Below are 24,914 nucleotides of genomic sequence, written 5' to 3' on the forward strand. Positions count from 1 at the left end.
GGCGAACCCATGAACTGGACCGACTACATCATCCTTGGCGTGCTGGCCCTGTCCGTCCTGGTCGGGCTGTGGCGCGGGCTGGTTTCCGAGGTGCTGGCGCTGGTGATCTGGATCGCCGCGTTCTGGGTGGCGTGGAGTTTCGGCCCGGCGGTGGCCCGACATTTCGAGCACGTGATCGAGCTGCCCTCGGCGCGGATCATCGTGGGTTACGGCCTGTGCTTCGTCGCCGTGCTGATTCTGGGCGCGCTGCTGCGCTTCGTGATCAGCCGGCTGGTCGAAAGCACCGGCCTGTCCGGCACCGACCGCCTGCTCGGCATGCTGTTCGGCCTGGTGCGGGGCGTGCTGCTGGTGACCCTGCTGGTATTCCTGATCGGCTTCACCGCGTTCACCCGCGATCCGTGGTGGCAGCAGTCCGTGCTGCTGCCCCAGTTCCAGCACGTGGCGGCCTGGCTGGGCCAGCAGGTGCCGCCCGGCGTGCGCGATTACATCCACCCGCCGGCCGTGCTCGATCGCCTGTCCGGCTTGCCCGCGACCCTGCCTGCCTCCATATCCGGCGCGTCACCCGCGCCAGCGGCGACCTCCATCCATCCGGCATCGCCGGCCGCAGCCAGCTCGGCTGCGCCGCCCCGGAATTTCTGAACACATCTCCCGAAGCAGGCAACAACCATGTGCGGAATCATCGGCATTGTCGGTACCACCGAAGTGGCATCGGCGCTTTATGACGGACTGACGGTGCTGCAGCACCGCGGCCAGGACGCCGCCGGCATCGCCACCGTGGACGGCTCGCGGCTGCGCCTGCACAAGGGCAATGGCCTGGTCCGCGACGTGTTCGGCCAGAGCGCGATGGCGGGCCTGCGCGGGCGCATCGGCATCGGTCACTGCCGTTACCCCACCGCCGGCTCCGAGGGTTCGGCCGAGGCGCAGCCGTTCTACGTGAATTCGCCCTACGGCATCGCGTTCGCGCACAACGGCAACCTGGTCAACACCGACGCACTGCGCCGCGAAATGTTCGAGGGCGATCGCCGCCACATCAACACCGAATCCGACTCCGAAGTGCTGCTGAACGTGCTGGCGCACGAGCTGCAGATCCAGGACCGCATGGCGTTGACCCCGGACCACATCTTCAAGGCGGTGGCCGGCGTGCATGCGCGGGCCCGCGGCGGCTATGCCTGCATCGCGTTGCTGCTGGGCTACGGCCTGATCGCGTTCCGCGACCCCAACGGCATCCGCCCGCTGGTGCTGGGCGAGCGGATCACCGGCGAAGGCCGTGAATACGCGGTGGCCTCGGAGTCGGTGGCGCTGGACATCCTGGGCTTCAAGCGCATCCGCGACGTGGCGCCGGGCGAGGCGGTGATCATCACCGACGACGGCCAGTTGCACAGTCGCCGCTGCGCCGAGGGCGCGACGCATACGCCGTGCATCTTCGAATACGTGTACCTGGCGCGGCCCGACTCGATGATCGAGGACGTCTCGGTGTACAAGGCGCGCCTGCGCATGGGCGAGAAGCTGGCCGAGAAGATCCTGCGCCTGCGCCCGGACCACGGCATCGACGCGGTGATCCCGATTCCCGACACCGCGCGCACCGCGGCCAGCGCGCTGGCCGGCGCGCTGGGCGTGCCGTTCCGCGAGGGCTTCGTCAAGAACCGCTACATCGGCCGCACCTTCATCATGCCGGGGCAGGGCGAGCGGGTGAAATCGGTGCGCCGCAAGCTCAACGCGATCGACCTGGAGTTCCGCAAGAAGAACGTGTTGCTGGTGGACGACTCGATCGTGCGCGGCACCACCTCGAAGCAGATCATCCAGATGGCCCGCGACGCCGGCGCCAAAAACGTCTACTTCGCCTCCGCCGCGCCGCCGGTGCGCTACCCGAACGTCTACGGCATCGACATGCCGTCCACCTCGGAGCTGGTCGCCGCCGGGCATACCGAGCAGGAAGTGGAGCACGTGCTGGGCGCCGACTGGCTGATCTACCAGGACCTGAAGGACCTGATCTGGGCGGTGCAGGATGGCAACGAGAACCTGCAGCAGTTCGACACCTCCTGCTTCTCGGGCGAGTACATCACCGGACTCGACCAGCGTTACCTGGAGCAGATCGAAATGCTGCGCTCGGACGACGCCAAGGCGGCACGGCGCGTCGTCTGAATCCGTGCCTCGTGACTGATCTCCATGCTGCTGCCAGGCGCTGCCTCGACGCCATCGACCCGGCCGAGAAGCTGCGCCTGACCCACGAAACCTGGCAGGCCTTTCTCGCCGGCGAGTTGCGCGCCGATCCCGACTCGCCGCCACCCGAGCCGATCGGCGCGCCCGGCCGCCCGGCGAAGCCGCGACTGGTCAATGCACGGCAGGTGCCGCAGCGCGGGCTGGGCAGCGCCGAGGGGCGGGCCGCGCTGGTGCATGCGGTGGCGCACATCGAGTTCAACGCGATCAACCTGGCTTGGGACGCGGTCTACCGGTATCGCGACAAGCCGGCCGACTATTACCGCGACTGGGCCAGTTGCGCCCACGACGAGGCCCGGCACTTCGCCATGCTGTCGGCACGGCTGGCCGAGCTGGGCCATGCCTACGGTGACTTCGACGCGCACGACGGCTTGTGGGCGATGGCCGAGAAGACCGCCGCGCACGACACCGCCCGGATGGCGCTGGTGCCCCGCGTGCTGGAGGCGCGCGGACTGGATGTCACGCCGGGCATGATCGAGCGCCTGCGCAAGCTGGGCGACCAGCGCACGGTGGCGATCCTCGAGGTGATCCTGCGCGAGGAAGTGGCCCACGTCGCCGCCGGCACCCGCTGGTACCGGCACTGCTGCGAGCGCGACGGCGTCGATCCGATCGACACCTTCTTCGTCCTGCTGCGCGACTACATGGGCGCGACTCTGCGCGGCCCGTTCAACCGGCCGGCTCGGCTGGAGGCGGGCTTCCTGGAGGAGGAACTGGATCGCCTGGCGGCGCTGTCGCCGATGCCGGGCTGAGCGGGCCGGCGGCGAAGCCGAATAGAAAAACCAGCCTGGGGCCGGCGCGAGGCCAAATAAAAAAGCCGGCCTGAGGCCGGCTTTTTCATCGAATTTTGGTCGGGGTGACAGGATTCGAACCTGCGACTTCTACGTCCCGAACGTAGCGCTCTACCAGGCTGAGCTACACCCCGTGGGAAGCCGCGTATCTTAATCGCGGATCGGGAGCTTGGCAACAGGTTTGCGCGACCCGGCTGGCGACGATGCTGGGGAAGGCTGCTGGCGTTCTGTTAATCTTGACGGCTGCCGTCGCGCGCCCTCGCGCGGCGGAATGTCCACCCCGTCAGTAGAGGATTCCATGGCGCTTACCCCGGCCCGCACCATGCCCGGCGTGCTCGAGCTGCTGCCGCTCGACCAGATCGCATTCCAGCGCATGCTCGACGTGATCCGCCGTAATTACGAGCGTTTCGGCTTCCTGGCCATCGAAACGCCGGTGATCGAGTACTCCGACGTATTGCTGACCAAGACCGGCGGCGAGACCGAGCGCCAGGTTTATTTCGTGCAATCCACCGGCGCGCTCAACGCGGCCGGCAAGGTCGACGAAGGCATGCCGGAACTGGCGCTGCGCTTCGACCTCACCGTGCCGTTGGCGCGTTACGTGGCCGAGCACGAGCGCGACCTGAGCTTTCCGTTCCGTCGCTACCAGATGCAGAAGGTGTACCGCGGCGAGCGCGCCCAGCGCGGTCGCTTCCGCGAGTTCTACCAGTGCGACATCGACGTGATCGGCAAGGACTCGCTGTCGGTGCGCTATGACGCCGAGATTCCCGCGGTGATCCACAGCGTGTTCCGCGAGCTGGACATCGGTCCGTTCACCATCCACATGAACAACCGCAAGCTGATGCGCGGCTACTTCGAAAGCCTGGGCGTGCTCGACGCCGAGCAGCAGATGCTGGTGCTGCGCGAGGTGGACAAGCTGGACAAGCGCGGCGCCGACTATGTGCGCGACACGCTGACCGGCGCAGCCTTCGGCCTCGACCCCGAGGTGACGGCGAAGATCCTCGCCTTCGTGCAGGTGCGCTCCACCTCGCTGCAGGACGCGCTGGACAAGCTCGATGCGCTGGGCCCCGGCCCGGAGGCGATGGAGCAGGGCCGCGCCGAGCTGAAGGAAGTGCTGAACCTGATCCACGCGTTCGGCGTGCCCGAAAGCGCGTACGCGCTGAACCTGTCGATCGCCCGCGGCCTCGACTACTACACCGGCACGGTCTACGAGACGACACTGAACGACCACCCGCAGATCGGCTCGATCTGTTCCGGCGGCCGCTACGAGAACCTGGCCGGCCAGTACACCAAGTCGCACCTGCCCGGCGTGGGCATCTCGATCGGCCTGACCCGGCTGTACTGGCAGCTGCGCGACGCCGGCCTGATCGACACGGCCAAGAGCACGGTCGACGTGCTGGTGACCCAGATGGACGAGGCGCAGCTGCCCGCCTACCTGGCGCTGGCCGGCGAACTGCGCGGCGCCGGCATCGCCACCGAGGTGGTGCTGGAAGGCGGCAAGCTGGGCAAGCAGTTCAAGTACGCCGACCGCGCCGGCATCCGCTTCGTGATCGTGCTGGGCGAAGACGAAATCGCCAAGGGCATGGTCACGGTCAAGGACCTGCGCCGCGAGGACCAGTTCGAAGTGGCGCGCAGCGAGCTGATCAAGACGCTGCGCGTGGAGCTGGAGCAGGCCGCGGCGATGGGTTGATGGTGGATGGTTTGAGGCAAGGCGTCGCCTCTCACCTCCCTCATTGCCACGAAGACGGGAGGCGCTTCACGACAGCGAAGCTGGCAGTCCGACTTCACGTTGCGACAAATTCAAAATGGATTCCCGCCTTCGCGGGAATGACGCAACAAATGCGGAGCATTTTTCAGTGAGCAAAACGATTCTTCTCGACGGCAGCAGCCTGACGCGTGCGCAGCTGGTGGCGGTGGCGCGGCAGGGGGCCTCGGTGGCGCTGGATCAGGCGCAGCTCGCACGCGTGCAGCGCGCCGCGGATTTCCTTGCCGAAAAGGTCAGCTGCGGGGAGCCGACCTACGGCGTCACAACCGGCTTCGGCAGCAACGCCGACAAGCTGCTGGGCGCGCACCGCGTGCGCGACGAGCTGCCGGCCAGCCACGCCGGCGCGCCCGAGGGCACGCTGATGGAGGAACTGCAGCACAACCTGATCATCACCCACGCGGTATGCGTGGGTAAGCCCTTTGGCGAGGACGTGGTGCGGGCGATGTTGCTGATCCGCATCAACACCTTGATGCGCGGGCACTCGGGCATCCGCGTCAGCACGCTCGAAGCGTTGACCGCGATGCTCAATGCCGGCGTGGTGCCGGTGGTGCCGGAGAAGGGTTCGGTGGGCGCCAGCGGCGACCTGGCGCCGTTGTCGCACCTGGCGATCGTGCTGCTGGGTGGCGGCGAGGCGTTCCATCGCGGCGAGCGGATGAGCGGCGGCGAGGCGCTGAAGCGCGCCGGACTCCAGCCGATCCGCCTGTCGTTCAAGGAAGGCCTGGCGCTGAACAACGGCACCGCGCAGATGCTGGCCACCGGCGCGCTGGCGCTGGACACGCTGGAGGCCTTGCTGGACACGGCCGACGTGGCGGCGGCGATGACCCTCGACGCGTTCGCCGGCCGCAGCGGCGCGCTGCGCCCGGAAGTGCACGCCCTGCGCCCGCATCCGGGCCAGGTGGACGTGGCGGCGCGCGTGCGCGAGCGGCTGGCCGGCTCGACCCTGCTCGACATTCCGTATCACCTGGTGCCGCGCTTCAAGTCGTGGACCGCCGAGGCGTGGAGCGAACCGGACGACCAGGCGCTCAGTTTCGACATCGGCTGGGATTGGGTGCCGGCCAACCAGCGCCACGGTCGCGAGGCGTTCTACAGCCGCTTCCTGCCGTTCAAGGGCGGCAAGAAACACCAGCCGCAGGATGCCTACAGCCTGCGCTGCATGCCGCAGGTGCATGGCGCGGTGCGCGATGCGTGGGCGCAGGCGTGCCGGGTATTCGACATCGAACTGAACTCGGTCACCGACAATCCGCTGATCTTCCCCGACAACGACGCCGCCGAATTCATCGAGGAGCAGGTGATCTCGGCCGGCCATTTTCACGGCATGCCGCTGGCGCTGGCGATGAGCTACGTGAAGGCGGCGATCCCGGTGCTCGCGTCGATCTCCGAGCGTCGGCTCAACAAGCTGGTCGACCCGGCCACGAACGATGGTTTGCCGGCCTTCCTCACCGGCAACGAGGATGGCACCGATTCCGGTTTCATGATCGTGCAGTACACCGCGGCGGCGCTGGTCAACGACCTGGCCACCCGGGCGCATCCGGCCAGCGTGTATTCGGTGCCGACCAGCGCGAATGCCGAGGATCACGTCTCGATGGGCGCCAACGAGGCGCGCCACGTGTTGGAGATGATGGAGGACCTCGGCCACGTGCTGGCGCTGGAGCTGTACACCGCGGCGCAGGCGCTGGACTACCGCCAGGAGATGCTCAACGCGGCCCGCCGGCTGGCCACGCGCGGTGGCTGGCAGGCGCTGGCGGCGAAGATCGCCAACGCGCCGCGCGAAGACCAGCCGCACCACCCGCAGTTCGTCGCCGAGGTGCAGCAACTGGCCGCGGCACTGGCCGGCGCGGGCGACTTCCACGCCGGCGTCAGCGTGCGCGAAGCCCACGCGGTGCTGCGCGGGCAGATCGGTTTCATGCATCGCGACCGCGCGATGGACGGCGACATCCGCGCGGTCTGCGCACTCGTGCGGGATGGCGCGTTCCGCGCCGGCCACTGATTCGACTTTCCAGGGAATACATCTCATGAGCCTGATCCAGACCCCGGTGTCCTACGGCGAACTGATCGACAAGATCACCATCCTCGAAATCAAGTCGCGCCGCATTGCCGACGAGGCGAAACTGGCCAACGTGCGCAACGAGCTGGACCTGCTCAACGCCACCTGGGCCAACGATGCCGCCTCGCAAACCGACATCTCGGACGAGCGCGCCCGCCTGCTGGCGGTGAACGAGCTGCTGTGGGACATCGAGGACCAGATCCGCCTGAAGGAGCGCGCCCAGGCGTTCGACCAGGAGTTCATCGAACTGGCGCGCGCGGTGTATTTCCGCAACGACGAGCGGGCCGCGTTCAAGCGCGAGATCAACCTCAAGCTCGGCTCGCAACTGGTCGAGGAAAAGTCGTACCAGGATTACCGCGCGGTCTGAATCGCTGGCGTTTCAGCCGAGGCCGAGTTCCCGTGCCGCGGCCTCGTAGCGTTCGACCACGTCGCCGACGCTGATCAGGTCCATCACGCCGGGCTTCTCGATCTTGCTGCCCCAGGGAAGATCGCCGGCCGGCTTGCCCAGGTACTTGCGCGCCGCCTCGTCGTATTTGTTCACGCACCAGCGGCGATCGGAGTACGGCCCGGATCGATCCGGATTGCTCGCGGCATGCAGGCCCAGCACCTTCGTGCCCACCGCGTTGGCCATGTGCATCGGGCCGGAGTCGGGAGTCAGCAGCAGCTGTGCCCGGCCCAGCATCGCCAGCAGCTTCTTCAGCGTGTCCTTGCCGGTGAGGTCGAGCGGCTGGCGCTGGCAGGCCGCCAGCACCGCATCGGCCATCGCCCGTTCGCCGGCGGAAGGCCCGCCGATCAGCGCCACGCGCCAGCCCCGCGTGGCGGCATGATCCATGACCGCCGCGTAGCGCTCCGGCCGCCAGTTGCGCAGCGCGTGACTGGAGGTGGGGCTGACCAGCAGGGTGGGCACGTCGCCGGGCAGCTGTTCGACGGCCCATGCATGCGCCTCGTCCGGAATCGGGATATCCCAGCGCACCCGGGTCTGCTTCAGGCCGAGCGGCTCGCAAAAACTGCCGATCGCATCGAGCACGTGTTCGCCACTGCGCGCAGGGATGCGTTCGTTGATGACCAGCCCGTGCAGATCCTTCGAACGCGCGCGGTCATAGCCGACGCGGCGATCGGCGCTGATGCCCAGGCTCAGCAGGTTCGAGCGCATCGCCACCTGCATCTGCAGCAGGGCATCGAAGCGCTGTCCGCGCAGCGCCGCGTGCACCGCACGCATGCCGGCCCAGCCGGCGGCCTTGTCGAAGGTGACGAACTCCACGCCGGGGAGGTCGCCGACCAGCTTGCGTTCGAGCTTGCCCACGATCCACGTCAGCGACGTGTCCGGCCATGCCTGTTGCAGTGTGCGCAGCAACGGCACCACGTGGGTGACATCGCCGATGGCGGAGGTGCGCAGCAGGCAGATCGAGGCGGGTGTCGGGTTCGGGGTCATGGGGCCTGGGTTAGAATCGTGGGCATTCACCGGGCATGATGATGCAGGAACGAACCCACAACGATGCCGAAGGCGCGATTCTGTTCGACGCGACGGTGTCGTCACAAGTCGGGCATGAATGGTTCGCCGCGGATTACTGGGGCGAACGCGGTGCGTTGCGGACGCAGTCGGGTGGCCGCGGCGGCGTTGCGATCATCACCACGCCGATCGGCGAATGCGTGCTGCGGCATTATCGTCGCGGTGGCCTGGTGGCGGCGTTGATGGGCGATCGCTACCTGTGGACGGGCGCCGCGCGCACCCGTCCGTTTGCGGAATTCCGCCTGCTGGCCGAGATCGCCCGGCTGGAGTTGCCCGGCCCGGTCGTGGTGGCCGCGCGCTATCGGAGGCATGGCCTGTTCTACAGCGCCGACCTGATCACCCGCCGCATCGCCGACGCGCAGACCCTGGCCGAATGCCTGGCAAGCGGGCGGATGGACGGCGAACTGGCCGAAGAGGTCGGTGCGCTGGTGGCACGCTTTCACCGCGTCGGCGTCTGGCACGCCGATCTCAATGCGCACAATGTGCTGGTGACGCCGGAGCAGCTGTACCTGATCGACTTCGATCGCGGACGCATGCGCATTCCCGCCGGAAGCTGGCAAACAGCCAACCTGCAACGCCTGCGCCGCTCGCTGCTCAAGCTTGGCGCCGCCGCCGCGGGCGAAGCGGCGTTCGAGGAAACCCTGTGGCACCCCCTGCTGTACCGCTATGGGCGTACGCTCAATCCATGAACTGGCATCTGAACTTTCTCGGCGTCGGCGCGGCGCACGCGGCGGAGCTCGGCTCCTCCGCGGCGGTGCTCGAGCGCGATGGCGTGCCGCTGCTGCTGGTCGATTGCGGCCCCGACACGCTGGACCGCTACATGGCGACCTACGACGCGCTGCCGTCGGCCGTCTTCATCACGCACACCCACATGGACCATGTCGCCGGACTGGAGCGACTGTTCATCAAGTTGTGGTTCGACGGGCACCTGCGCGGCACCACCCGCGTCTTCCTGCATGCCGGCCTGATGCCCTGGTTGCAGGCGCGCGTGGCTGACTACCCCGGCGTGCTGGCCGAAGGGGGCGTGAACTTCTGGGAAGCGTTCCGGCTGATCCCATGCACGCGCGGCTTCTGGCTGGACGGCTTGTGGTTCGACGTGTTCGCCACCCGCCACCACGTACCGGGAACCTCGTACGGACTCGCCCTGGACGGCTGCTTCGCCTATACCGGCGACACCCGGCCGATCCCCGAGGTGCTGGCGCGCCATGCCGGGGGCACGGGGCTGATCGCTCACGACTGCAGCCTGGTCGGCAACCCCTCGCACACCGGCATCGACGACATCGAACGCGAATACCCCGCGTCGCTGCGTCGACAGATGATCCTCTATCACTACGGCAGCGCTGCCGATGGTGAAGCGCTGGCCGCCCGTGGTTATCGTGTGGCTGCCACGGGCGAGCGTGTTGCGCTGGCGCCACCTTCTGCGCCTCGCGCTGATGCTGGCTGAGCGACCTGGTCGCTTGCCTGTATCCGAGCCTGCGGCTATCCTTCCGCTTCTTTGTCGGGCAACGCATGCTTGGCAGAGGCGGTTTCACCCATGCGGAGAGGTGTCCGAGTGGTTGAAGGAGCACGCCTGGAAAGTGTGTATAGGGTAAAACCTATCGCGGGTTCGAATCCCGCTCTCTCCGCCAGTGAGTGAAACCGTACGACGCAGGCTGAGGTTCGACAAATTCGTCTGGAACGAATTTGGACAGCCGCAGGCTGGCCCCTCGCGGAGCGAGGGGTGAGGTCCAGGATGGGCCGAGCAATCCCGCTCTCTCCGCCAGAATTCGAGTAGTGCGACAGCCTTGACGGGCTGGCGCAACAGCAAAACAACCAAGCGATATCGCTTGACGTCCATGGTGGCCCCGTCGGTCCCCCCGCGACGATAGTTCGCAAACTCCGCCAGGTCCGGAAGGAAGCAACGGTAGCGAATGATTCGGGTGCCGGGGTGTGGCTGGCGGGGCCGCCGCCATTTCGGGCGTGCCGTTACTGACTTGGCCGCCCCGACTTGGCACAATCGGTCTTTGCCCCAACGTTGGTAGCCATGTCCTATCAAGTACTCGCCCGCAAGTGGCGTCCGCGCAAGTTCGCCGAACTGGTCGGGCAGGAACACGTGGTGCGTGCGCTGACCAACGCGCTTGATACCGGCCGCATGCACCACGCCTACCTGTTCACCGGCACCCGCGGCGTCGGCAAGACCACCATCGCGCGCATCTTCGCCAAGTCGCTGAACTGCGAGCGCGGCCAGTCGGCCGATCCGTGCGGCGAGTGCTCGGTGTGCGTGGCGGTGGACGAGGGGCGCTTCGTCGACCTGCTGGAGATCGATGCGGCCAGCAACACCGGCGTGGACGACGTGCGCGAGGTGATCGAGAACGCCCAGTACGCACCGTCGCGCGGCCGCTTCAAGGTGTACCTGGTCGACGAGGTGCACATGCTGTCGAAGAACGCGTTCAACGCGTTGCTGAAGACGCTGGAAGAACCGCCGCCGCACGTGAAGTTCCTGCTTGCCACCACTGACCCGCAGAAGCTGCCGGTGACGGTGCTGTCGCGCTGCCTGAAGTTCAACCTGAAGCGGCTGCTGCCGGAGCAGATCTCCGGCCAGATGCGGCACATCCTGGGCGCCGAGAACATCAGCTACGACGACAGCGCGATCGGCGAACTGGCACGCGCCGCCGACGGTTCGCTGCGCGATGGCCTGTCATTGCTGGATCAGGCGATCGCCTACGGCGGCGGTGCGTTGCATGCCGACGACGTGCGCACCATGCTGGGCAGCGTGGCGCGGGGGCAGGTGCTGGGCGTGCTCGATGCGCTGGCCGCCGGCGATGGCGAGCGGCTGCTGGTCGAGTGCCGACAGATCGCGTCGTATTCGCCGGATTTCGGCGGCGTGCTGGACGATATCGCCAGCGTGCTGCACCGCCTGCAGCTGATCCAGCTGATTCCCGGCTATCGCCCCGACGAAGCCAGCGAGGACGACGGCGAGCTGTCGTCGCTGGCCGAACGGATCACGCCCGAAGACGTGCAGCTGTACTACCAGATCGCCACCTCGGGCCGGCGCGATCTCGCACTGGCACCGGATGCGCGCACCGGTTTCGAGATGGCCCTGCTGCGCATGCTGGCGTTCCGTCCCGGCGACGGCGCGCCGTCGGCGCGCGTCGAGCGACCGGCGAGCAATCAAGCCACCGCACCGCGGCCGCCTGCGCCTGCGCGTGCTTCCGCGGCGCCGGCACGTGCAGTGGAAGTTTCGGCTCCTCCGGTGGCCGCTGTGCCAGCACCCGCGCCGGCGCCGGCTGTTCCCGTGACGCGCGACGCCGATGGCCTGCCCGATTGGGAATCGCTGATCGAGCGCGCCGGCCTGCGTGGCCCGTTCAGCGTGCTGGCGCAGAACGCCATCCTGCGTGAACGCGACGGCCAGACCCTGGTGCTGGCCCTGCAGCCGGCGCACATGAGCATGGCGGTCGAGCCGATGGTCAGCCAGATGGAGGAGCGCATCGGCAACGCGCTGGGCGAGCGCATCAAGCTGCGTTTCGTGAGCCAGAACCAGGCCGCCGCCGCGCAAACCCCCGCGGCTCGCGCCGCGCAGGCACGCAACAGCGCACAGGCCGCTGCCGAGCAGGCGATGGAGGACGATCCGCTGGTGCAGACGCTGAAGCGCGATTTCGGCGCACGCGTGGTGCCGCAATCCATCAAGCCCTTTGACAACGAATCCGGAGCCAGGTGATGAGAGGACAGATCGGTCAGCTGATGCAGCAGGCCCAGCGCATGCAGGAAGACATGAAGCGCGCGCAGGAGGAAATCGCCAAACTGGAAGTCACCGGCAGCGCCGGCGGCGGCCTGGTCAGCGTGGTGATGACCGGCGCCCACGAAGTCCGTCGCGTGCAGATCGACCGGCAGACCTTCGCCGACGATCCCGAAATGGCCGAAGACCTGGTCGCCGCCGCGATCAACGACGCGGTGAACAAGGTGGCCCAGGTCAGCAAGGACCGGCTCGGCGGCGTCACCGCCGGCATGAACCTGCCGGCCGGCTTCAAGATGCCGTTTTGAAGGCAGGAGTGAGTGGAGCGGAGTGAGAAGAGAGAGAAGGCACCAGCACTCGGCTCTTCGCTTTTTCTCTCACTCCTCACCCCTCTCCACTCACTTCTCAATCATCCATGACCCCAGGCTCCCCACTTCTCGCCGAACTGATCGAAGCGCTGCGCTGCCTGCCCGGGGTAGGCGGCAAGAGCGCGCAACGGATGGCCTTCCATCTGCTGGAGCGTGAGCGCGATCGCGGCCTGAAACTCGCGGCGGTGATGGAACAGGCGATGCAGCGCATCGGTCATTGCGAGCGCTGCCGCAATTTCAGCGAAGAGCCGTTGTGCGCGCTGTGCGCCAGCGCCACTCGTGACCGCCAGGTACTTTGCGTGGTGGAGTCGCCGACCGATCTGGCGGCGATCGAGCAGGCCACCGGTTTTCGCGGCCAGTATTTCGTGCTGATGGGTCGCCTGTCGCCGCTCGATGGCCTGGGGCCGGAAGAGCTGGGCCTGCTGCAGCTGAGCCAGCGCCTGGGCGAGGGCGAGGTCGAGGAACTGATCATCGCCACCAACCCCACCGTGGAAGGCGAGGCCACGGCGCATTACCTGGCCCAGCTGGCGCGCGCCGGCGGCGTGCGGCCGACCCGGCTGGCGCATGGCGTGCCGCTGGGCGGCGAACTGGAATACGTCGACCGCAGCACGCTGGCACACGCCTTCGGCGGCCGCCAGCTGCTGGACTGAAGCCTTGATCCGAGGGAGCCCGACATGAGCGACACGATTTTCAGCAAGATCATCCGGCGCGAGATACCGGCGGACATCGTCTACGAGGATGACGAGGTGCTGGCCTTCCGCGACCTCAATCCACAGGCTGCGGTGCACGTGCTGTTCATTCCGAAGAAGCCGCTGGCCACGCTCAACGATGCGGTGGCGGGCGATGCGGAGCTGCTCGGCAAGCTGCTGCTGGCGGCGGCGAGCTACGCCAAGTCGGAGGGTTTTGCCGAGCAGGGCTATCGCACCGTGATCAACTGCAACGAGGATGGTGGACAGACCGTGTTCCACCTGCACGTGCATCTGCTCGCCGGCCGCCGGCTGCACTGGCCGCCGGGCTGAGATGGGAGCAAAAAAACGCCGGCTGCGAGCCGGCGTTTTTCTGGATGCTTATTTCTTCGGGGGCGGCGGGGGCGGGCGCACCACGATCACCCGGCGCGGATAGAAACCGCCGTACGGATAACCGCCCCAATACGGACCGAAGCCGGGACCCCAGAACGGGTCATAGAAGCCCGGCGGATAGTTCACCACCACCGGCCGCTTCGGCCACAGGTAGACCACGTCGGCCTCCACCCGCGGGTAGGCGTAGTCGAACTCGCCGACCTTCTGCGACACCGTGCCGTGCAGGGTGCCGGTGACGGTCAGCTCGCGGCCGCGAACGAACACTTCCGGATCGTAGAAGCCATTGCGGCAGGCCACGAAGCGGCCGAGATTCTCGCCGTTGCTGCCGGCCGTGGGGCGCGCCTGGCTGTCGAGCGGGCGGGACAGCAGGTAGAAGCAGGTCTGCTGGGGACCCGGCTCGGTCTTGATGATTTCGCCGCCCCAGCGCACGTGCGTGCCGCCGGCGCCGCCTTGCTGTGCGCTTGCGGTGGACACGTCGGCATAGGTGCCTTCCAGCGGTTTCGGAATCGTCGCGCAGCCTGCCAGCAAGGCCAGGGCTGCGGCGAGCGTCAATGGGCGGTACAGGGACATGGGGATATCTCCAAACGGGGGCAGCGATGACGGCCGTCGATTCGACGGCTATTTGACCACGCGGGCGATACGGAAATCCCGTACCGACCGGATGAAGCGGCGCAATGGTTCAGTTGGCGGTTCGGCATGGGCGTAGCGCAACTCAAGATAACTCCTCATCAGCTCGGCCAGTTCCTCGCGTCGATCAGGCAATGCATCGGCAGCGCGGCGCAGGTAATCCTGCGGGCCTTCGCCGCGCCGGCGCACGATGCCCTTGCGCGCCAGCTTGCGTTCCAGCTCGCGCATGGCCCCGCGCAACGGGTCACGCGGCTGTCGCCGGCGCAGGGCCCAGACCAGGCCGATCGCGACAAACAGCGTGCTGCTGATCGCCAGCAGCCAGCCCAGTGTCGCGGTATCGACATCGCGAATGCCGAACGGCTGCAACAGGCCGCGCTGGCGCAAGGCGTCGAACCCGATAACGCCCTGATCCCACCAGCGGTTGACAATGTCCCAGCGGTTGCGCAAACCCTGCAGCCAGTCGGTGCGGTACCAGGCCAACTGGTCGCCGGCCGCGGCGGCGGCACCTTGCGACACGCGTTCCGGGCGCACGGCGGCGGTGGGGTCGACGCGCACCCAGCCGCGACCGGGCAGCCACACTTCGCTCCAGGCGTGGGCGTCGGAGTTGCGCACCAGCAGGTAATTGGCGGCCTTGTTCCAGTATCCGCCCTGATAGCCGGTGACCACCCGGGCTGGAATGCCGGCGGCCCGCATCAGCACGGTGAAGGACGAGGCGTAGTGTTCGCAGAAACCTTCGCGGGTGCCGAACAGGAAGTCGTCCATGGCGTTGCGCCCCAGCGGTGCCGGAGCCAGCGTGTAGCGAAAGCCGCCGTCGTGGAACAGCGCGAGCGCGGCGCGCACGATGGCGCCGTCGTCGCCGCCGTGACTCTGTCGCCACTCCCGTCCCAGCGCCAGCGCCCGCGGGTTGAATCCGTCGGGCAATTGCAGCCAGCGACGCCGATGTGGGCCCAGCTTCGGTTCCAGTCGATAACGCGTGGCCGAACTCAGGCTGTAGCGGAGCGTGTCGTTGACCGGCTTGTCGGCGACCACCACCCGGTCGGCCCGCATGCGGGCACCGTCCGGCGGGTCGATCGGCATGTCCAGGGTGGGCAGCACGTTCTGGTGGCTGGCGACGAGGCTGACGTGATAGCTCGTGGCGCCGGCGACTTCCAGCTTCGACGGCGCCAGCGCGGCGAGGTCGCGGAACGTCCAGGTGAAGCCGTCGTAGCGGGCCATGACGTAGGCGCGGAAATAGCGCTGGGCGCGGGCCGGCGGGTCGCCATCGAAAGTCACCCGCATGGCTGGGCTGTCGTCCATCATCAGCTCGGCAAACTTGCCCGGCGACATGCTGTCGGCCAGGCCCGTGCTGGCCTGGTCGGGCGTGGGCGCGCCCCACAGCGGCGAGTCGAGTCGGGGAACCAGCAGGAAGGCCAGCAGCGCCAGCGGCAATGCCGCGCCGATCAACCCCAGGCCGGGCAGCAGCGAGCGCGGCAGGCTGTCCGTCGCCTGTGCGGGTTCCAGTGCCCGCAAGGTCGCCAGCGCAGGCAGCAGGCCGAGAGCGACGGCTACGGTGGCGACCATGCCCTGACCCGACAACAGCGCCGCCATCAGGGCGAAGCAGGCGAAGCTGATGCCGACCCGGGCGTCGCGGATGGTTTCGGTCTCCAGCAGCTTCAGCACCAGCAGGCCCACCGCCAGCGCGGTGCCGGGTTCCCGGCCGAAAACATTGCCGTACTGCAGGACCACCGCCAGTGTCAGCAAGGCCAGCATCGGCAGCTTCAGCCAGCGCGGCACGCGACCGGCGCGTTGTCGCCGTTGCCACCAGCGCCAGCCGAGCACCACGGCCAGCACCGCCACGAGCCACCACGGCATGTGCAGGGCATGCAGGCCGAGCACCATTGCCAGGGTCAGGCTGAGCAGGTCGAAGGCGCGGGCGTCGACGGGATGGACGGGCGCGGCGGCTCGCAGGCGGCTCATGGCAATTGCGCCAGCGCGTTCATGCAGCGCGCGTAGTGCAGCGGCCCGTTGCTGCTGGCGATCTCGTCGCCGGGCAGCCACAGGCTGTAGCTGCAGCGCTGCGCCTCCGCCTCGTCCACCCAGCGGGCGAGGCGGGCGATGCGCGCCTCGTTCTCCATGCCGCCAAGCTGGCGCCAGTCGAGCTGCCATTGCGGGCGGCTTTGCGGCTGTTCGAAATCCTTGACCAGCAGATTTTCGTGGCGCGCACTGCTTTTCCAGGCGATGTGGCGGCGCGGGTCGCCGACCCGGTAGTCACGCAAGGCGGCCAGTTCGTCGCCACGGTACAGCCGCATGTGGCGGGCATCACCCGCCGGCGCGCGGGGTGGCGGACCGGCATCCTCCGCGCGCGGCCACACCAGCACGGCCTGCTCCGGTCGCAGCCAGCTCCAGGCGCGGAACATGCCCAGCGGCCAGCTGCTCCATACCCGCATGCGCGGCATCGCCTGCCAGCCACGCTTTTCGGTGGCCAGGGAAAGTTGCACCGCGGTGCCGCTGCGACCATCGAGCGCGAAGGCGATGGTGCCGTCGGCAAGCTCCACGCGAATCGATTGGCGCGCACGGGCGGAGTCGAATTCCAGGGTGAGCGTGAGCGGGTCGCCGGCCACCGCGTGGCCGGGGCGGACATGTGCCAGGCGCAGGCCGTCGAGGTTGCGGAATGCCACCAGCATGCTCGCCGCACTGGCGGCGCCGAGCAGGCAGGTCAGCAGCAGGGCGGCGTTGTTGCTGTAGTTCAGCGCGCCGGCGAGCATCACCAGCAGCAGCACGGAGAAGCCCAGGCCGAAACCGGTCGGCACGATGTAGATGCGGCGCCGGTGCAGTTCGATCGGCAGGCTTTCCGGGCGGCGATAGCGGGTGAGTGCGGGCAGCCGGCCTTCGGCCCAGCGTTGCAGGCGTTGCATCACGCTGCGCATCAATCCACCGCGACCTCGGCCAGCAACTGCCGCGCCAGCGTGTCGCCATGGGCGCCACGGGCCGGCAGCAGGCGGTGGGCGGCCAGCGGGACGAACAGCGCCTGCAGGTCTTCCGGCAGCACATGGTTGCGATGGTGGAGCAGGGCCCATGCCCGTGCCGCGCCCAGCAGGGCGAGGCCGGCGCGTGGCGACAGCCCCACCCGAATGTCGGCATGGCGGCGGCTGGCGCTCAGCAGGGCCTGCAGATAATCGAGCAGGGCATTGCTGGCGGTGATCGACTGCGACTGCCGATGCAGCTCGATCAGCGCCGCCGCATCCAGCTTCGGGCGCAACTGCGCCAGCAGGTCGCGCCGGTCGCTGCCGCCGAGCAGGGCCCGTTCGGCGGCAGCGTCGGGGTAGTCCAGCGACAAGCGCAGCATGAAGCGGTCGAGCTGGGAATCGGGCAACGGGAAGGTGCCGTTCAGATCCAGCGGGTTCTGCGTGGCAACCACGAAGAACGGCTGCGCCAGCGCGTGGGTCTGGCCGTCCACGGTGACCTGGCCTTCGGCCATCGCCTCCAGCAGGGCGCTTTGCGTTTTCGGACTGGCGCGGTTGATCTCGTCGGCCAGCAGCAGGCCGGTGAAAATCGGGCCGGGGTGGAAGCGGAACTGCGCCGTCTCGCGTTCGTAGACGCTGACCCCGAGGATGTCCGAAGGCAGCAGGTCGCTGGTGAACTGCACGCGCTGGAAGTCCAGCGCGAAGGTGGCGGCCAGTGCGTGCGCCAGGGTGGTCTTGCCCACGCCGGGCACGTCTTCCAGCAGCAGGTGGCCGCCGGCGATCAGGCAGGCGAAGGCCAGTTTCACCTGTCGCGGCTTGCCGAGCAGCACCAGGTTGACCTGGGCCATCGCGGCATCCAGTCGCTGCTGCAGGGATTCTTCGTGGGGCTGGGTCATGGCGGACATCGTGGCAGGGTTCTTCGCTGGCGTGACGGGTGCCAGTGTAGCCGCCCCGCAGGGATGTTCCGGGACGGCCTCAGGGCAGGGCGACGCCGGCTTCGCGCAGCAGGCGCGCCAGTGCGATCAGGGGCAGGCCGATCAGTGCGCTGGGGTCGTGGTTGTCGATGGTTTCGAACAGGCTGATGCCGAGGCCTTCGCACTTGAAGCTGCCGGCACAATCCAGGGGTTGTTCGCGTTCCACGTAACGAAGGATTTCGTCGGCCTGCAGCGGGCGGAAGCGCACGCGGGTCAGGTCGACATGGGTGTGCTGCTGATGCTGGCGGGTGTCGATCACGCACAGCGCGGTATGGAACACCACCTCGCGCCCCGAGCTGGCGGCAAGCTGCGCGCAGGCATTCTGCGGGCTACCCGGCTTGTCCAGCAGCCGGTCGTCCAGCGCAGCGACCTGGTCCGAACCGATCACCAGCGAGTCCGGATGGAGCGCAGCCACGGCCTCGGCCTTCGCGATGGCCAGGCGCAAGGCGCGCGCCCTGGGGGCCTCGCCGGGCCAAGCCGCCTCGTCGGTTCCCGGTGCGGCCTGTTCGAACTGCGGCAGCAGCCGGCGCAGCAGTTCGGCGCGGTAGCGTGAGGTCGAGGCCAATACGATACGAGGTGAGGGGCCGGCCTGGATCATGTGTCCGATTCGCGCCGGATATGGTCGCGCATGGCGCTGTCGAGATCGGTCTGCGCCTGGTCGAGTGCCTTCAGCAGCGGTTGCAGGCGGGCGCGTGTATCACGCATCGAGGTGGCGGCTTCATCCAGTTCCTGCTGGCCGGCATGCGGCGAGCGGTCCCTGATCCACAGGCGCTGCTGCAGCAGGGCGCGCAGGCCGGCGTCGACCGCATGACGGGCCTCCTGCTCGCTGGCGGCGGGCAGGTCCGGGTTCAGCGACATCACCGCATGCGCCTGTTGCAGGCCGGTGCGGCAGGTCTTCAGGTCGGCTTCCAGGCGATCGGCCAGGTCGAGCAGGTTGTTCAGGCTGCTGCCGCGCAGGTTCTGGCGCCGCCGCAGCAGCAGCGCGCTGGCGGCAAGGCCGACCAGCAGCACCAGCAGCGCGACGAGGCCCAGGGTGAGGTAGGAGTTCAAGGGCAGCGGCTCGGGCGACAGGGAGAGCAAGTCTGCCGCATCGGGGGCAAATCAGGCAAAATGCGCCGCCGGCCACCCATTTCGGGGGTCCGGGCGCCGCACCAGTTGACTTCAGGCCGCCTGGAACCTAACATTTCGCGATTATGTCCGTGACACTGCCAGAGTCCGTGGACGCTTGGCGCATGGTCTCGGCGCGGCGTTCGTTCGAGGGAACGCTTCCTGTGGCGTCCATGTCACGCCTGTGCGAGGCGTTGGCCGATACCGATGGATCGGTGCATTTCGAGCTGGATTTCGGGCGCGACGAGCTGGGCATCAGCTATGTCGACGTCCGCGCCACCGGATCGCTGAGCGTGACATGCCAGCGCACGCTGGAGCCGTTCGACTTGCCGGTGACGGTGGACACGCGGCTCGGCCTGATCAGACAGGAGCGCGAAGAGGCGGGATTGCCGCCCGATTGCGAGCCGCTGCTGGTGGCCGAGGATGGCCGGTTGAATCCGGTGGATGTGATAGAAGACGAATTGTTGTTGGCGCTGCCGCTGATTCCGATCAATCCGGACAGCAGCCTGCCCGACGAAGCGATCAGCCAGGAACCGGAGACCTCCGGCGAAGGGCAGTCAGAAAATCCGTTCGCGGTGTTGCGCGAACTGAAGAAGTAAACGCCGACCCGAGTCATCGGGTCATCAAGTCACAGATCATCAAGTTTCCGTTGGAGAACTACCATGGCAGTTGCCAAGAGCCGCCGTACCCCGTCCACCCGCGGCATGCGCCGCTCGCACGATTCGCTGAAGACCGTGCAGCTGTCGACCGATCCGACCAGTGGCGAGGTGCATCTGCGCCATCACGTCACCAAGGACGGTTACTACCGCGGCAAGAAGGTGATCGAGACCAAGGGTGCGGTGTCGGTCGAGGATTGATCTGCTTCGGGAGCCCCTCGGGGTTTCCGGACCTGATTGGCAAAACGGCGCGGTGACGCGCCGTTTTGCGTTGTTGGACAGTCGGATGCCGGGCGCGGCGGTTGCACTGGTGCCGCCCAAGGCGTTCAATCCCAAGTTTACGTTGATGGACAGCTGAATGGCCCAGATCTACTCCCGCATCATTGCCACCGGCAGCGCGCTGCCGGAGCGCGTGGTAACCAACGCCGACCTGGAAAAGATCGTCGAGACGAGTGACGAGTGGATCCGCAGCCGCACCGGCATCCGCCAGCGTCATATCGCTGCCGACGGCGAGACCACCGGCGACCTGGCCTTCCGTGCCGCGCAGCAGGCGCTGGAGGCAGCCGGCGTCAAGGCGTCCGAGCTTGATCTGATCATCCTGGGCACCACCACGCCGGACATCATCTTCCCGTCCACCGCCTGCCTGGTGCAGCATCGCCTGGGCGCCAACGGCTGCGCCGCGTTCGACGTCAATGCCGCGTGCTCGGGCTTCGTCTACGCGCTGGGCATCGCCGACAAGTTCATCAAGAGCGGACAGTCGAAGAAGGTCCTGGTGATCGGCGCGGAAACACTGACCCGGATGGTCGACTGGACCGAGCGCGAGACCTGCGTGCTGTTCGGCGACGGCGCCGGCGCGGTGGTGCTGGAGGCGTCGAGCGAGCCGGGCATCCATGCCACCTGCCTGCATGCCGATGGCGGCCACAAGGAACTGCTGTACAACCCGGTGGGCGTCTCCGTCGGTTTCAGGGACGAGCCCAACCACGGCGTGCGCATCCGCATGGCCGGTCGCGAAGTGTTCAAGGTCGCGGTGAAGACGCTGGACTCGCTGGTCGAGGAAACCCTCGCCGCCGCCGGCATGAACGAGTCGCAGATCGACTGGCTGATTCCGCACCAGGCCAACCTGCGCATCATCGAGGCGACCGCCAAGCGCCTCAACATGTCGATGGAGCGCGTCATCGTCACGGTCGACAAGCACGCGAACACGTCGTCGGGCTCGGTGCCGCTGGCGCTGGATTACGCGGTGCGCTCGGGCAAGGTGCAGCGTGGCCAGAACCTTCTTCTGGAAGCCTTCGGCGGCGGTTTCACCTGGGCGTCCGCGCTGCTGCGCTACTGATCCGGCAAGCATTTCCATGCCGGTCACGATGCCGCCCTCGGGCGGCATCGCATTTTGCGATGCCGGCGGATTCGCGAAATACAGCTGCGTATGGCGGCCCATGCATGGCACCATGTTCGCTTTCGTCGACGGGATTCGCCCATCCATGAGTTCAACCGCTTCCTCGCTCGCTTTCGTCTTTCCCGGCCAGGGTTCGCAGTCGGTCGGCATGTTGACCGAACTGGCCGCCGCACACAGTGAAGTCCGGGCCACCTTCGACGAAGCTTCGCAAGGCGCCGGTGTCGATCTGTGGAGCCTGAGCGCCCAGGGTCCGGAAGATCAGCTCAACCGTACCGAGAACACCCAGCCCGCGCTGCTCGCGGCCAGCGTCGCGGTGTGGCGGGTGTGGCAGAAGCTGGGCGGCGCGCAGCCGGCTCGCCTATCAGGTCACAGCCTGGGCGAGTACAGCGCGCTGGTCTGCGCCGGAGCGATCTCCCTGCATGACGCGGCCGCGCTGGTGGCCGAACGCGGCCGGCTGATGCAGGCCGCGGTGCCGGCGGGCGTCGGCGCGATGGCGGCGATCCTTGGCGGCGACGACGCGCAGATCGCGGCGGTGTGCGACGAGGTGGCGCAGGGCCAGGTGGTGGCGCCGGCGAATTTCAATTCGCCCGGCCAGCTGGTGATCGCCGGCAACGCCGAAGCGGTCGATCGCGCGCTGGCGCGACTGGCCGAACTGGGCGTGAAGAAGGCGATCAAGCTGGCGGTGTCGGTGCCGTCGCATTGCGCACTGATGCGCGGAGCGGCCGACAAGCTGGGCGAGCGGATGGCGACGGTCGACTGGAAGCTGCCCTCGGTGCCGGTGATCCAGAATGCCGAAGCGTGCAGCTACGGCAGCATCGAAGAGATTCGCGGGGCGTTGCAGCGCCAGCTGTACATGCCCGTGCGCTGGACCGAATGCGTGCAGGCGCTGGCCGCCGGTGGCGCCACGCGCGTCGCCGAATGCGGCCCGGGCAAGGTGCTGGCCGGCCTGATCAAGCGCATCGACAAGAGCATCGAGGCGCGCGCGATCGGCGCGCCGGCGGATCTCGATGCCGCACTCACCGAGTGGGCCTGACGGCCCCTCGATCATCGGATTTCCGAAGGAACGTTTTTCATGAGCAAACCACTGCAAGGTGAAATCGCGCTGGTCACCGGCGCCAGTCGCGGCATCGGCGCGGCGATCGCGGACGAGCTGGCGGCGATGGGCGCCACCGTCATCGGCACGGCCACCAGCGACGGCGGTGCCGCCGCCATCGGCGAGCGCATGGCCGCCCACGGCGGTCACGGCCGCAAGCTGGACGTCACCGACGGCGCGGCCGTCGAGGGCCTGGTCGAGGCGATCGCGAAGGAGTTCGGCACGGTCTCGATCCTGGTCAACAACGCGGGCATCACCCGCGACCAGTTGTTGATGCGCATGAAGGAAGAGGACTGGCAGGCGATCATCGACACCAACCTCACCTCGGTCTACCGCACCTCGAAGGCGGTGATGCGCGGCATGATGAAGGCGAAGAAGGGTCGCATCATCTCGATCGCCTCGGTGATCGGCCTCACCGGCAATCCGGGGCAGGCCAATTACGCGGCGGCCAAGGCGGGCATCATCGCGTTCTCCAAGTCGCTGGCCCGCGAGATCGGCAGCCGCGGCATCACCGTCAACGTGGTGGCGCCCGGCTTCATCGATACCGACATGACCCGGGCACTGCCCGAGGACGCCAAACAGGCGATGCTGGGGCAGATCGCGCTGGGGCGGCTGGGCGAGGCGCAGGACATCGCCAGCGCGGTGGGCTTCCTGGCCTCGCCGGCGGCCGCCTACATCACCGGAGAGACACTGCACGTCAACGGCGGCATGTACATGCCGTAGCGTGGGTTGACGCAGTTGTCGCCAGCAGCTTCGTTTTAGGCGACAATTGCGCTTTCGTGCCGGTCAGCGGGGGTCTCTTCCCCGTGATGCCGGCCCATCGTGGCAGCCTTGCGGTTTAGCCACTACAATGCGCCGGCCTTTTGCAGGCTTTGAGCCGGCACAGACAAATCAATTACTCCTTGAGAGGTATGGGCAACATGAGCACCATCGAAGAGCGCGTCAAGAAAATCGTCATCGAGCAGTTGGGCGTGAAGGAAGATGAAGTCACGGCGAACGCTTCGTTCGTTGACGACCTGGGCGCAGATTCGCTGGACACGGTGGAACTGGTGATGGCACTCGAAGAAGAATTCGAGACCGAGATTCCGGATGAAGATGCCGAGAAGATCACCACCGTGCAGCAGGCCGTCGATTACATCAAGGCCCACTCCAAGGATTGATCGGCAGTGAATTGACCGCCGTTGAGCGGATGGGCTCGCCTGGTGCGGGCCGGTTCGTTCACACGGCGGTACCGAAGGCTGCGCCATCTTGGCGCAGTTTTCGTTTCTGCATTTTGTAACGTCCGATCCCGTATGGTCGTCGGGGAATCCGGCGGCCCGGATGAGTCGCGGACCGGACGAGTCAGGGCTTTACCTGCGCTGTCGGCAGCGGCAGATCCGCGCAATCACGTAAGGAAATCAGCATGAGCAAGCGACGTGTGGTAGTGACCGGCATGGGCATCATCTCGCCGGTCGGCAACGACATCGCCAGCGCCTGGGATCGCGTCGTCCAGGGTGTCAGCGGGATCGGCCCGGTCACGCATTTCGACACCTCCGCTTATTCCACGCGCATTGCCGGCCAGGTCAGCGGCTTCGATCCGGCTGACTGGATGGCGGCGAAAGACGTCAAGAAGATGGACCCGTTCATCCACTATGGCGTGGCTGCCGGCACCCAGGCCCTGCGCGATTCCGGGCTGGAAGTGACCGAGGCGAATGCGCCGCGCATCGGCGTGGCGGTGGGCGCCGGCATCGGCGGCCTGTACACGATCGAGGCGACCGCACTGGAGCTGGCCGCCAAGGGCCCGCGCCGCGTCTCGCCGTTCTACGTGCCCAGCTCGATCATCAACATGGTCTCGGGCCAGCTGTCGATCATGTTCGGCCTGAAAGGCCCGAACATCGCCTGCGTGACGGCGTGCACCACCGGCACCCACAACATCGGCCTGGCCGCGCGGATGATCCAGTACGGCGATGCCGACGCGATGATCGCCGGCGGCGCCGAGTTCGCCACCACCGGCACCGCGATGGCCGGCTTCTGCTCGGCCAAGGCGATGTCCACCCGCAACGACGAGCCGACCAGGGCCAGCCGTCCGTGGGACAAGGACCGCGACGGCTTCGTGCTGTCCGACGGTTCCGGCGTGCTGATGCTGGAAGAGTACGAACACGCCAAGGCCCGCGGCGCCCGCATCTACGCCGAGCTGGTCGGTTTCGGCATGAGTGGCGACGCGTACCACATGACCGCACCCAGCGAGGGCGGCGAAGGCGCGGCGCGCTGCATGCAGACGGCGCTGGACGATGCACGCCTGAACCCCGCCGAAGTGCAGTACGTCAATGCGCATGGCACCTCCACGCCGCTGGGCGACCTGGGCGAGGTGATGGCGGCGAAGAAGGTGTTCGGCGACCACGCCTACAAGCTGGCGATGAGCTCGACCAAGTCGACCACCGGCCACCTGCTGGGTGCGGCCGGCGGCGTCGAGGCGATCTTCACCATCCTGGCGCTGCGCGACCAGGTGCTGCCGCCCACGATCAACCTGGACAATCCCGGCGAAGGTTGCGATCTCGACTTCGTGCCGAACACCGCGCGCGAGGCGAAGTTCGACGTGGCGATCTCCAACTCGTTCGGCTTTGGCGGCACCAACGGCACGCTGGCCTTCCGTCGCGTCTGAC

At 67.5% G+C, this 24,914-nt stretch carries 26 protein-coding genes, 2 tRNA genes and 1 other RNA gene; 21 read left to right on the top strand and 8 right to left on the bottom strand.

Going from position 1 to position 24,914, the window contains the following annotated elements; genetic code table 11:
- Positions 1-9 precede the first annotated feature (9 nt).
- Genes ASD55_RS10265 through ASD55_RS10275 form a run of 3 tightly spaced genes read left to right on the top strand, consistent with a single transcriptional unit; the run spans position 10 to position 2,966 of the window.
- Entirely contained in the window at positions 10-639 is a 630-nt protein-coding gene (locus tag ASD55_RS10265; RefSeq protein WP_056765879.1) for a CvpA family protein, read from the top strand.
- 27 nt (positions 640-666) lie between these two features.
- Positions 667-2,142 (top strand): amidophosphoribosyltransferase, encoded by a 1,476-nt coding sequence (purF, locus tag ASD55_RS10270; protein ID WP_056765882.1) that lies wholly within the window; start codon positions 667-669, stop codon positions 2,140-2,142.
- A gap of 11 nt (positions 2,143-2,153) precedes the next feature.
- Positions 2,154-2,966 (top strand): ferritin-like domain-containing protein, encoded by an 813-nt coding sequence (locus ASD55_RS10275; RefSeq protein WP_056765884.1) that lies wholly within the window; start codon positions 2,154-2,156, stop codon positions 2,964-2,966.
- Between the two features lie 96 nt (positions 2,967-3,062).
- Here ASD55_RS10275 and ASD55_RS10280 read toward each other — a convergent pair.
- A tRNA-Pro gene (locus tag ASD55_RS10280) sits at positions 3,063-3,139 on the bottom strand.
- A 164-nt stretch (positions 3,140-3,303) separates the two neighbouring features.
- Between ASD55_RS10280 and hisS the strand changes: the two genes are divergently transcribed.
- The 3 genes from hisS to ASD55_RS10295 all read left to right on the top strand — a co-directional run bounded on the left by hisS (position 3,304) and on the right by ASD55_RS10295 (position 7,178).
- A complete protein-coding gene (hisS, locus tag ASD55_RS10285; protein WP_056765887.1) occupies positions 3,304-4,692 on the top strand; it encodes a histidine--tRNA ligase in 1,389 nt (462 codons plus the stop codon).
- Positions 4,693-4,807: 115 nt separating this feature from the next.
- A complete protein-coding gene (locus tag ASD55_RS10290) occupies positions 4,808-6,754 on the top strand; it encodes an aromatic amino acid lyase (protein WP_056765889.1) in 1,947 nt (648 codons plus the stop codon).
- 25 nt (positions 6,755-6,779) lie between these two features.
- Positions 6,780-7,178, top strand: a complete 399-nt coding sequence (locus tag ASD55_RS10295; protein WP_056765890.1) for a DUF6165 family protein — start codon at positions 6,780-6,782, stop codon at positions 7,176-7,178.
- A 12-nt stretch (positions 7,179-7,190) separates the two neighbouring features.
- Here ASD55_RS10295 and ASD55_RS10300 read toward each other — a convergent pair whose 3' ends face one another.
- Positions 7,191-8,243, bottom strand: coding sequence for a glycosyltransferase family 9 protein (locus tag ASD55_RS10300; RefSeq protein WP_056765892.1), 1,053 nt, complete (start codon positions 8,241-8,243; stop codon positions 7,191-7,193).
- Positions 8,244-8,278: 35 nt separating this feature from the next.
- Between ASD55_RS10300 and ASD55_RS10305 the strand changes: the two genes are divergently transcribed.
- The 8 genes from ASD55_RS10305 to ASD55_RS10335 all read left to right on the top strand — a co-directional run bounded on the left by ASD55_RS10305 (position 8,279) and on the right by ASD55_RS10335 (position 13,420).
- Positions 8,279-9,010 carry a 3-deoxy-D-manno-octulosonic acid kinase gene (locus ASD55_RS10305; protein WP_056765895.1) on the top strand — a complete coding sequence of 244 codons (732 nt, stop codon included), beginning with the start codon at positions 8,279-8,281 and terminating at the stop codon, positions 9,008-9,010.
- Positions 9,007-9,765 carry an MBL fold metallo-hydrolase gene (locus tag ASD55_RS10310; RefSeq protein ID WP_056765896.1) on the top strand — a complete coding sequence of 253 codons (759 nt, stop codon included), beginning with the start codon at positions 9,007-9,009 and terminating at the stop codon, positions 9,763-9,765. Before ASD55_RS10305 ends, ASD55_RS10310 begins: the two co-directional genes overlap by 4 nt.
- Positions 9,766-9,859: 94 nt before the next feature.
- Positions 9,860-9,949, top strand: a tRNA-Ser gene (locus tag ASD55_RS10315).
- Between the two features lie 217 nt (positions 9,950-10,166).
- Positions 10,167-10,263, top strand: an RNA gene (gene ffs / locus ASD55_RS18095) — signal recognition particle sRNA small type.
- Between the two features lie 81 nt (positions 10,264-10,344).
- The gene (dnaX, locus tag ASD55_RS10320) at positions 10,345-12,018 is read left to right on the top strand and encodes a DNA polymerase III subunit gamma/tau (protein WP_056765898.1); all 1,674 of its coding nucleotides are present in this window, start codon (positions 10,345-10,347) and stop codon (positions 12,016-12,018) included.
- The gene (locus ASD55_RS10325) at positions 12,018-12,341 is read left to right on the top strand and encodes a YbaB/EbfC family nucleoid-associated protein (RefSeq protein WP_040672683.1); all 324 of its coding nucleotides are present in this window, start codon (positions 12,018-12,020) and stop codon (positions 12,339-12,341) included. The genes dnaX and ASD55_RS10325 overlap by 1 nt, the downstream gene beginning before the upstream one ends.
- Positions 12,342-12,448: 107 nt before the next feature.
- On the top strand, positions 12,449-13,051 hold the full coding sequence (gene recR / locus ASD55_RS10330) for a recombination mediator RecR (RefSeq protein WP_056765900.1): 603 nt from the start codon (positions 12,449-12,451) through the stop codon (positions 13,049-13,051).
- A gap of 24 nt (positions 13,052-13,075) precedes the next feature.
- Complete coding sequence (locus tag ASD55_RS10335; RefSeq protein ID WP_056765901.1) at positions 13,076-13,420, top strand: histidine triad nucleotide-binding protein; 345 nt, start codon at positions 13,076-13,078, stop codon at positions 13,418-13,420.
- Between the two features lie 48 nt (positions 13,421-13,468).
- Here the strand turns inward: ASD55_RS10335 and ASD55_RS10340 are convergent, their stop codons facing one another.
- The 6 genes from ASD55_RS10340 to ASD55_RS10365 form a co-directional block, all read right to left on the bottom strand.
- Positions 13,469-14,050: a Slp family lipoprotein gene (locus ASD55_RS10340; RefSeq protein ID WP_056765904.1), complete on the bottom strand. Its 582-nt coding sequence runs from the start codon at positions 14,048-14,050 to the stop codon at positions 13,469-13,471.
- A gap of 48 nt (positions 14,051-14,098) precedes the next feature.
- A complete protein-coding gene (locus ASD55_RS10345; protein WP_056765905.1) occupies positions 14,099-16,063 on the bottom strand; it encodes a DUF3488 and transglutaminase-like domain-containing protein in 1,965 nt (654 codons plus the stop codon).
- On the bottom strand, positions 16,060-17,013 hold the full coding sequence (locus tag ASD55_RS10350; protein ID WP_056765907.1) for a DUF58 domain-containing protein: 954 nt from the start codon (positions 17,011-17,013) through the stop codon (positions 16,060-16,062). The genes ASD55_RS10345 and ASD55_RS10350 overlap by 4 nt, the downstream gene beginning before the upstream one ends.
- Positions 17,013-17,954 (bottom strand): MoxR family ATPase, encoded by a 942-nt coding sequence (locus ASD55_RS10355; protein ID WP_056765909.1) that lies wholly within the window; start codon positions 17,952-17,954, stop codon positions 17,013-17,015. The genes ASD55_RS10350 and ASD55_RS10355 overlap by 1 nt, the downstream gene beginning before the upstream one ends.
- A gap of 70 nt (positions 17,955-18,024) precedes the next feature.
- Positions 18,025-18,621 carry a Maf family protein gene (locus ASD55_RS10360; RefSeq protein ID WP_056765911.1) on the bottom strand — a complete coding sequence of 199 codons (597 nt, stop codon included), beginning with the start codon at positions 18,619-18,621 and terminating at the stop codon, positions 18,025-18,027.
- The gene (locus ASD55_RS10365; RefSeq protein ID WP_056766077.1) at positions 18,618-19,073 is read right to left on the bottom strand and encodes a hypothetical protein; all 456 of its coding nucleotides are present in this window, start codon (positions 19,071-19,073) and stop codon (positions 18,618-18,620) included. Before ASD55_RS10365 ends, ASD55_RS10360 begins: the two co-directional genes overlap by 4 nt.
- Positions 19,074-19,255: 182 nt before the next feature.
- Here ASD55_RS10365 and ASD55_RS10370 point away from each other — a divergent pair, with 182 nt between their 5' ends.
- The 7 genes from ASD55_RS10370 to fabF all read left to right on the top strand — a co-directional run bounded on the left by ASD55_RS10370 (position 19,256) and on the right by fabF (position 24,913).
- Positions 19,256-19,729: a YceD family protein gene (locus ASD55_RS10370; RefSeq protein ID WP_056718828.1), complete on the top strand. Its 474-nt coding sequence runs from the start codon at positions 19,256-19,258 to the stop codon at positions 19,727-19,729.
- Between the two features lie 63 nt (positions 19,730-19,792).
- The gene (gene rpmF, locus ASD55_RS10375) at positions 19,793-19,987 is read left to right on the top strand and encodes a 50S ribosomal protein L32 (protein WP_007081784.1); all 195 of its coding nucleotides are present in this window, start codon (positions 19,793-19,795) and stop codon (positions 19,985-19,987) included.
- 157 nt (positions 19,988-20,144) lie between these two features.
- On the top strand, positions 20,145-21,119 hold the full coding sequence (locus tag ASD55_RS10380; RefSeq protein WP_056718829.1) for a beta-ketoacyl-ACP synthase III: 975 nt from the start codon (positions 20,145-20,147) through the stop codon (positions 21,117-21,119).
- A gap of 145 nt (positions 21,120-21,264) precedes the next feature.
- Complete coding sequence (fabD, locus tag ASD55_RS10385; RefSeq protein ID WP_056766080.1) at positions 21,265-22,212, top strand: ACP S-malonyltransferase; 948 nt, start codon at positions 21,265-21,267, stop codon at positions 22,210-22,212.
- A 39-nt stretch (positions 22,213-22,251) separates the two neighbouring features.
- On the top strand, positions 22,252-22,995 hold the full coding sequence (gene fabG, locus ASD55_RS10390; RefSeq protein ID WP_056765913.1) for a 3-oxoacyl-ACP reductase FabG: 744 nt from the start codon (positions 22,252-22,254) through the stop codon (positions 22,993-22,995).
- A gap of 197 nt (positions 22,996-23,192) precedes the next feature.
- Complete coding sequence (gene acpP / locus ASD55_RS10395) at positions 23,193-23,432, top strand: acyl carrier protein (protein WP_007805185.1); 240 nt, start codon at positions 23,193-23,195, stop codon at positions 23,430-23,432.
- Between the two features lie 242 nt (positions 23,433-23,674).
- Positions 23,675-24,913, top strand: a complete 1,239-nt coding sequence (fabF, locus tag ASD55_RS10400) for a beta-ketoacyl-ACP synthase II (protein ID WP_007805186.1) — start codon at positions 23,675-23,677, stop codon at positions 24,911-24,913.
- Position 24,914 lies beyond the last annotated feature (1 nt).

This window comes from Rhodanobacter sp. Root561 (genome assembly GCF_001427365.1).
Lineage (GTDB): Bacteria > Pseudomonadota > Gammaproteobacteria > Xanthomonadales > Rhodanobacteraceae > Rhodanobacter.

Bases quoted from the DNA above. Each gene is read 5' to 3' on its own strand.
- ASD55_RS10290 (WP_056765889.1), top strand. From the start codon at position 4,808: ATGGATTCCCGCCTTCGCGGGAATGACGCAACAAATGCGGAGCATTTT.
- ASD55_RS10310 (WP_056765896.1), top strand. From the start codon at position 9,007: ATGAACTGGCATCTGAACTTTCTCGGCGTCGGCGCGGCGCACGCGGCG.
- ASD55_RS10355 (WP_056765909.1), bottom strand. From the start codon at position 17,954: ATGTCCGCCATGACCCAGCCCCACGAAGAATCCCTGCAGCAGCGACTG.
- ASD55_RS10370 (WP_056718828.1), top strand. From the start codon at position 19,256: ATGGTCTCGGCGCGGCGTTCGTTCGAGGGAACGCTTCCTGTGGCGTCC.
- acpP (WP_007805185.1), top strand. From the start codon at position 23,193: ATGAGCACCATCGAAGAGCGCGTCAAGAAAATCGTCATCGAGCAGTTG.
- ASD55_RS10265 (WP_056765879.1), top strand. From the start codon at position 10: ATGAACTGGACCGACTACATCATCCTTGGCGTGCTGGCCCTGTCCGTC.
- ASD55_RS10300 (WP_056765892.1), bottom strand. From the start codon at position 8,243: ATGACCCCGAACCCGACACCCGCCTCGATCTGCCTGCTGCGCACCTCC.
- rpmF (WP_007081784.1), top strand. From the start codon at position 19,793: ATGGCAGTTGCCAAGAGCCGCCGTACCCCGTCCACCCGCGGCATGCGC.
- ASD55_RS10295 (WP_056765890.1), top strand. From the start codon at position 6,780: ATGAGCCTGATCCAGACCCCGGTGTCCTACGGCGAACTGATCGACAAG.
- purF (WP_056765882.1), top strand. From the start codon at position 667: ATGTGCGGAATCATCGGCATTGTCGGTACCACCGAAGTGGCATCGGCG.
- ASD55_RS10380 (WP_056718829.1), top strand. From the start codon at position 20,145: ATGGCCCAGATCTACTCCCGCATCATTGCCACCGGCAGCGCGCTGCCG.
- fabF (WP_007805186.1), top strand. From the start codon at position 23,675: ATGAGCAAGCGACGTGTGGTAGTGACCGGCATGGGCATCATCTCGCCG.
- ASD55_RS10335 (WP_056765901.1), top strand. From the start codon at position 13,076: ATGAGCGACACGATTTTCAGCAAGATCATCCGGCGCGAGATACCGGCG.
- hisS (WP_056765887.1), top strand. From the start codon at position 3,304: ATGGCGCTTACCCCGGCCCGCACCATGCCCGGCGTGCTCGAGCTGCTG.
- ASD55_RS10325 (WP_040672683.1), top strand. From the start codon at position 12,018: ATGAGAGGACAGATCGGTCAGCTGATGCAGCAGGCCCAGCGCATGCAG.
- recR (WP_056765900.1), top strand. From the start codon at position 12,449: ATGACCCCAGGCTCCCCACTTCTCGCCGAACTGATCGAAGCGCTGCGC.
- ASD55_RS10350 (WP_056765907.1), bottom strand. From the start codon at position 17,013: ATGCGCAGCGTGATGCAACGCCTGCAACGCTGGGCCGAAGGCCGGCTG.
- ASD55_RS10345 (WP_056765905.1), bottom strand. From the start codon at position 16,063: ATGAGCCGCCTGCGAGCCGCCGCGCCCGTCCATCCCGTCGACGCCCGC.
- ASD55_RS10360 (WP_056765911.1), bottom strand. From the start codon at position 18,621: ATGATCCAGGCCGGCCCCTCACCTCGTATCGTATTGGCCTCGACCTCA.
- dnaX (WP_056765898.1), top strand. From the start codon at position 10,345: ATGTCCTATCAAGTACTCGCCCGCAAGTGGCGTCCGCGCAAGTTCGCC.
- ASD55_RS10340 (WP_056765904.1), bottom strand. From the start codon at position 14,050: ATGTCCCTGTACCGCCCATTGACGCTCGCCGCAGCCCTGGCCTTGCTG.
- fabG (WP_056765913.1), top strand. From the start codon at position 22,252: ATGAGCAAACCACTGCAAGGTGAAATCGCGCTGGTCACCGGCGCCAGT.
- fabD (WP_056766080.1), top strand. From the start codon at position 21,265: ATGAGTTCAACCGCTTCCTCGCTCGCTTTCGTCTTTCCCGGCCAGGGT.
- ASD55_RS10305 (WP_056765895.1), top strand. From the start codon at position 8,279: ATGATGATGCAGGAACGAACCCACAACGATGCCGAAGGCGCGATTCTG.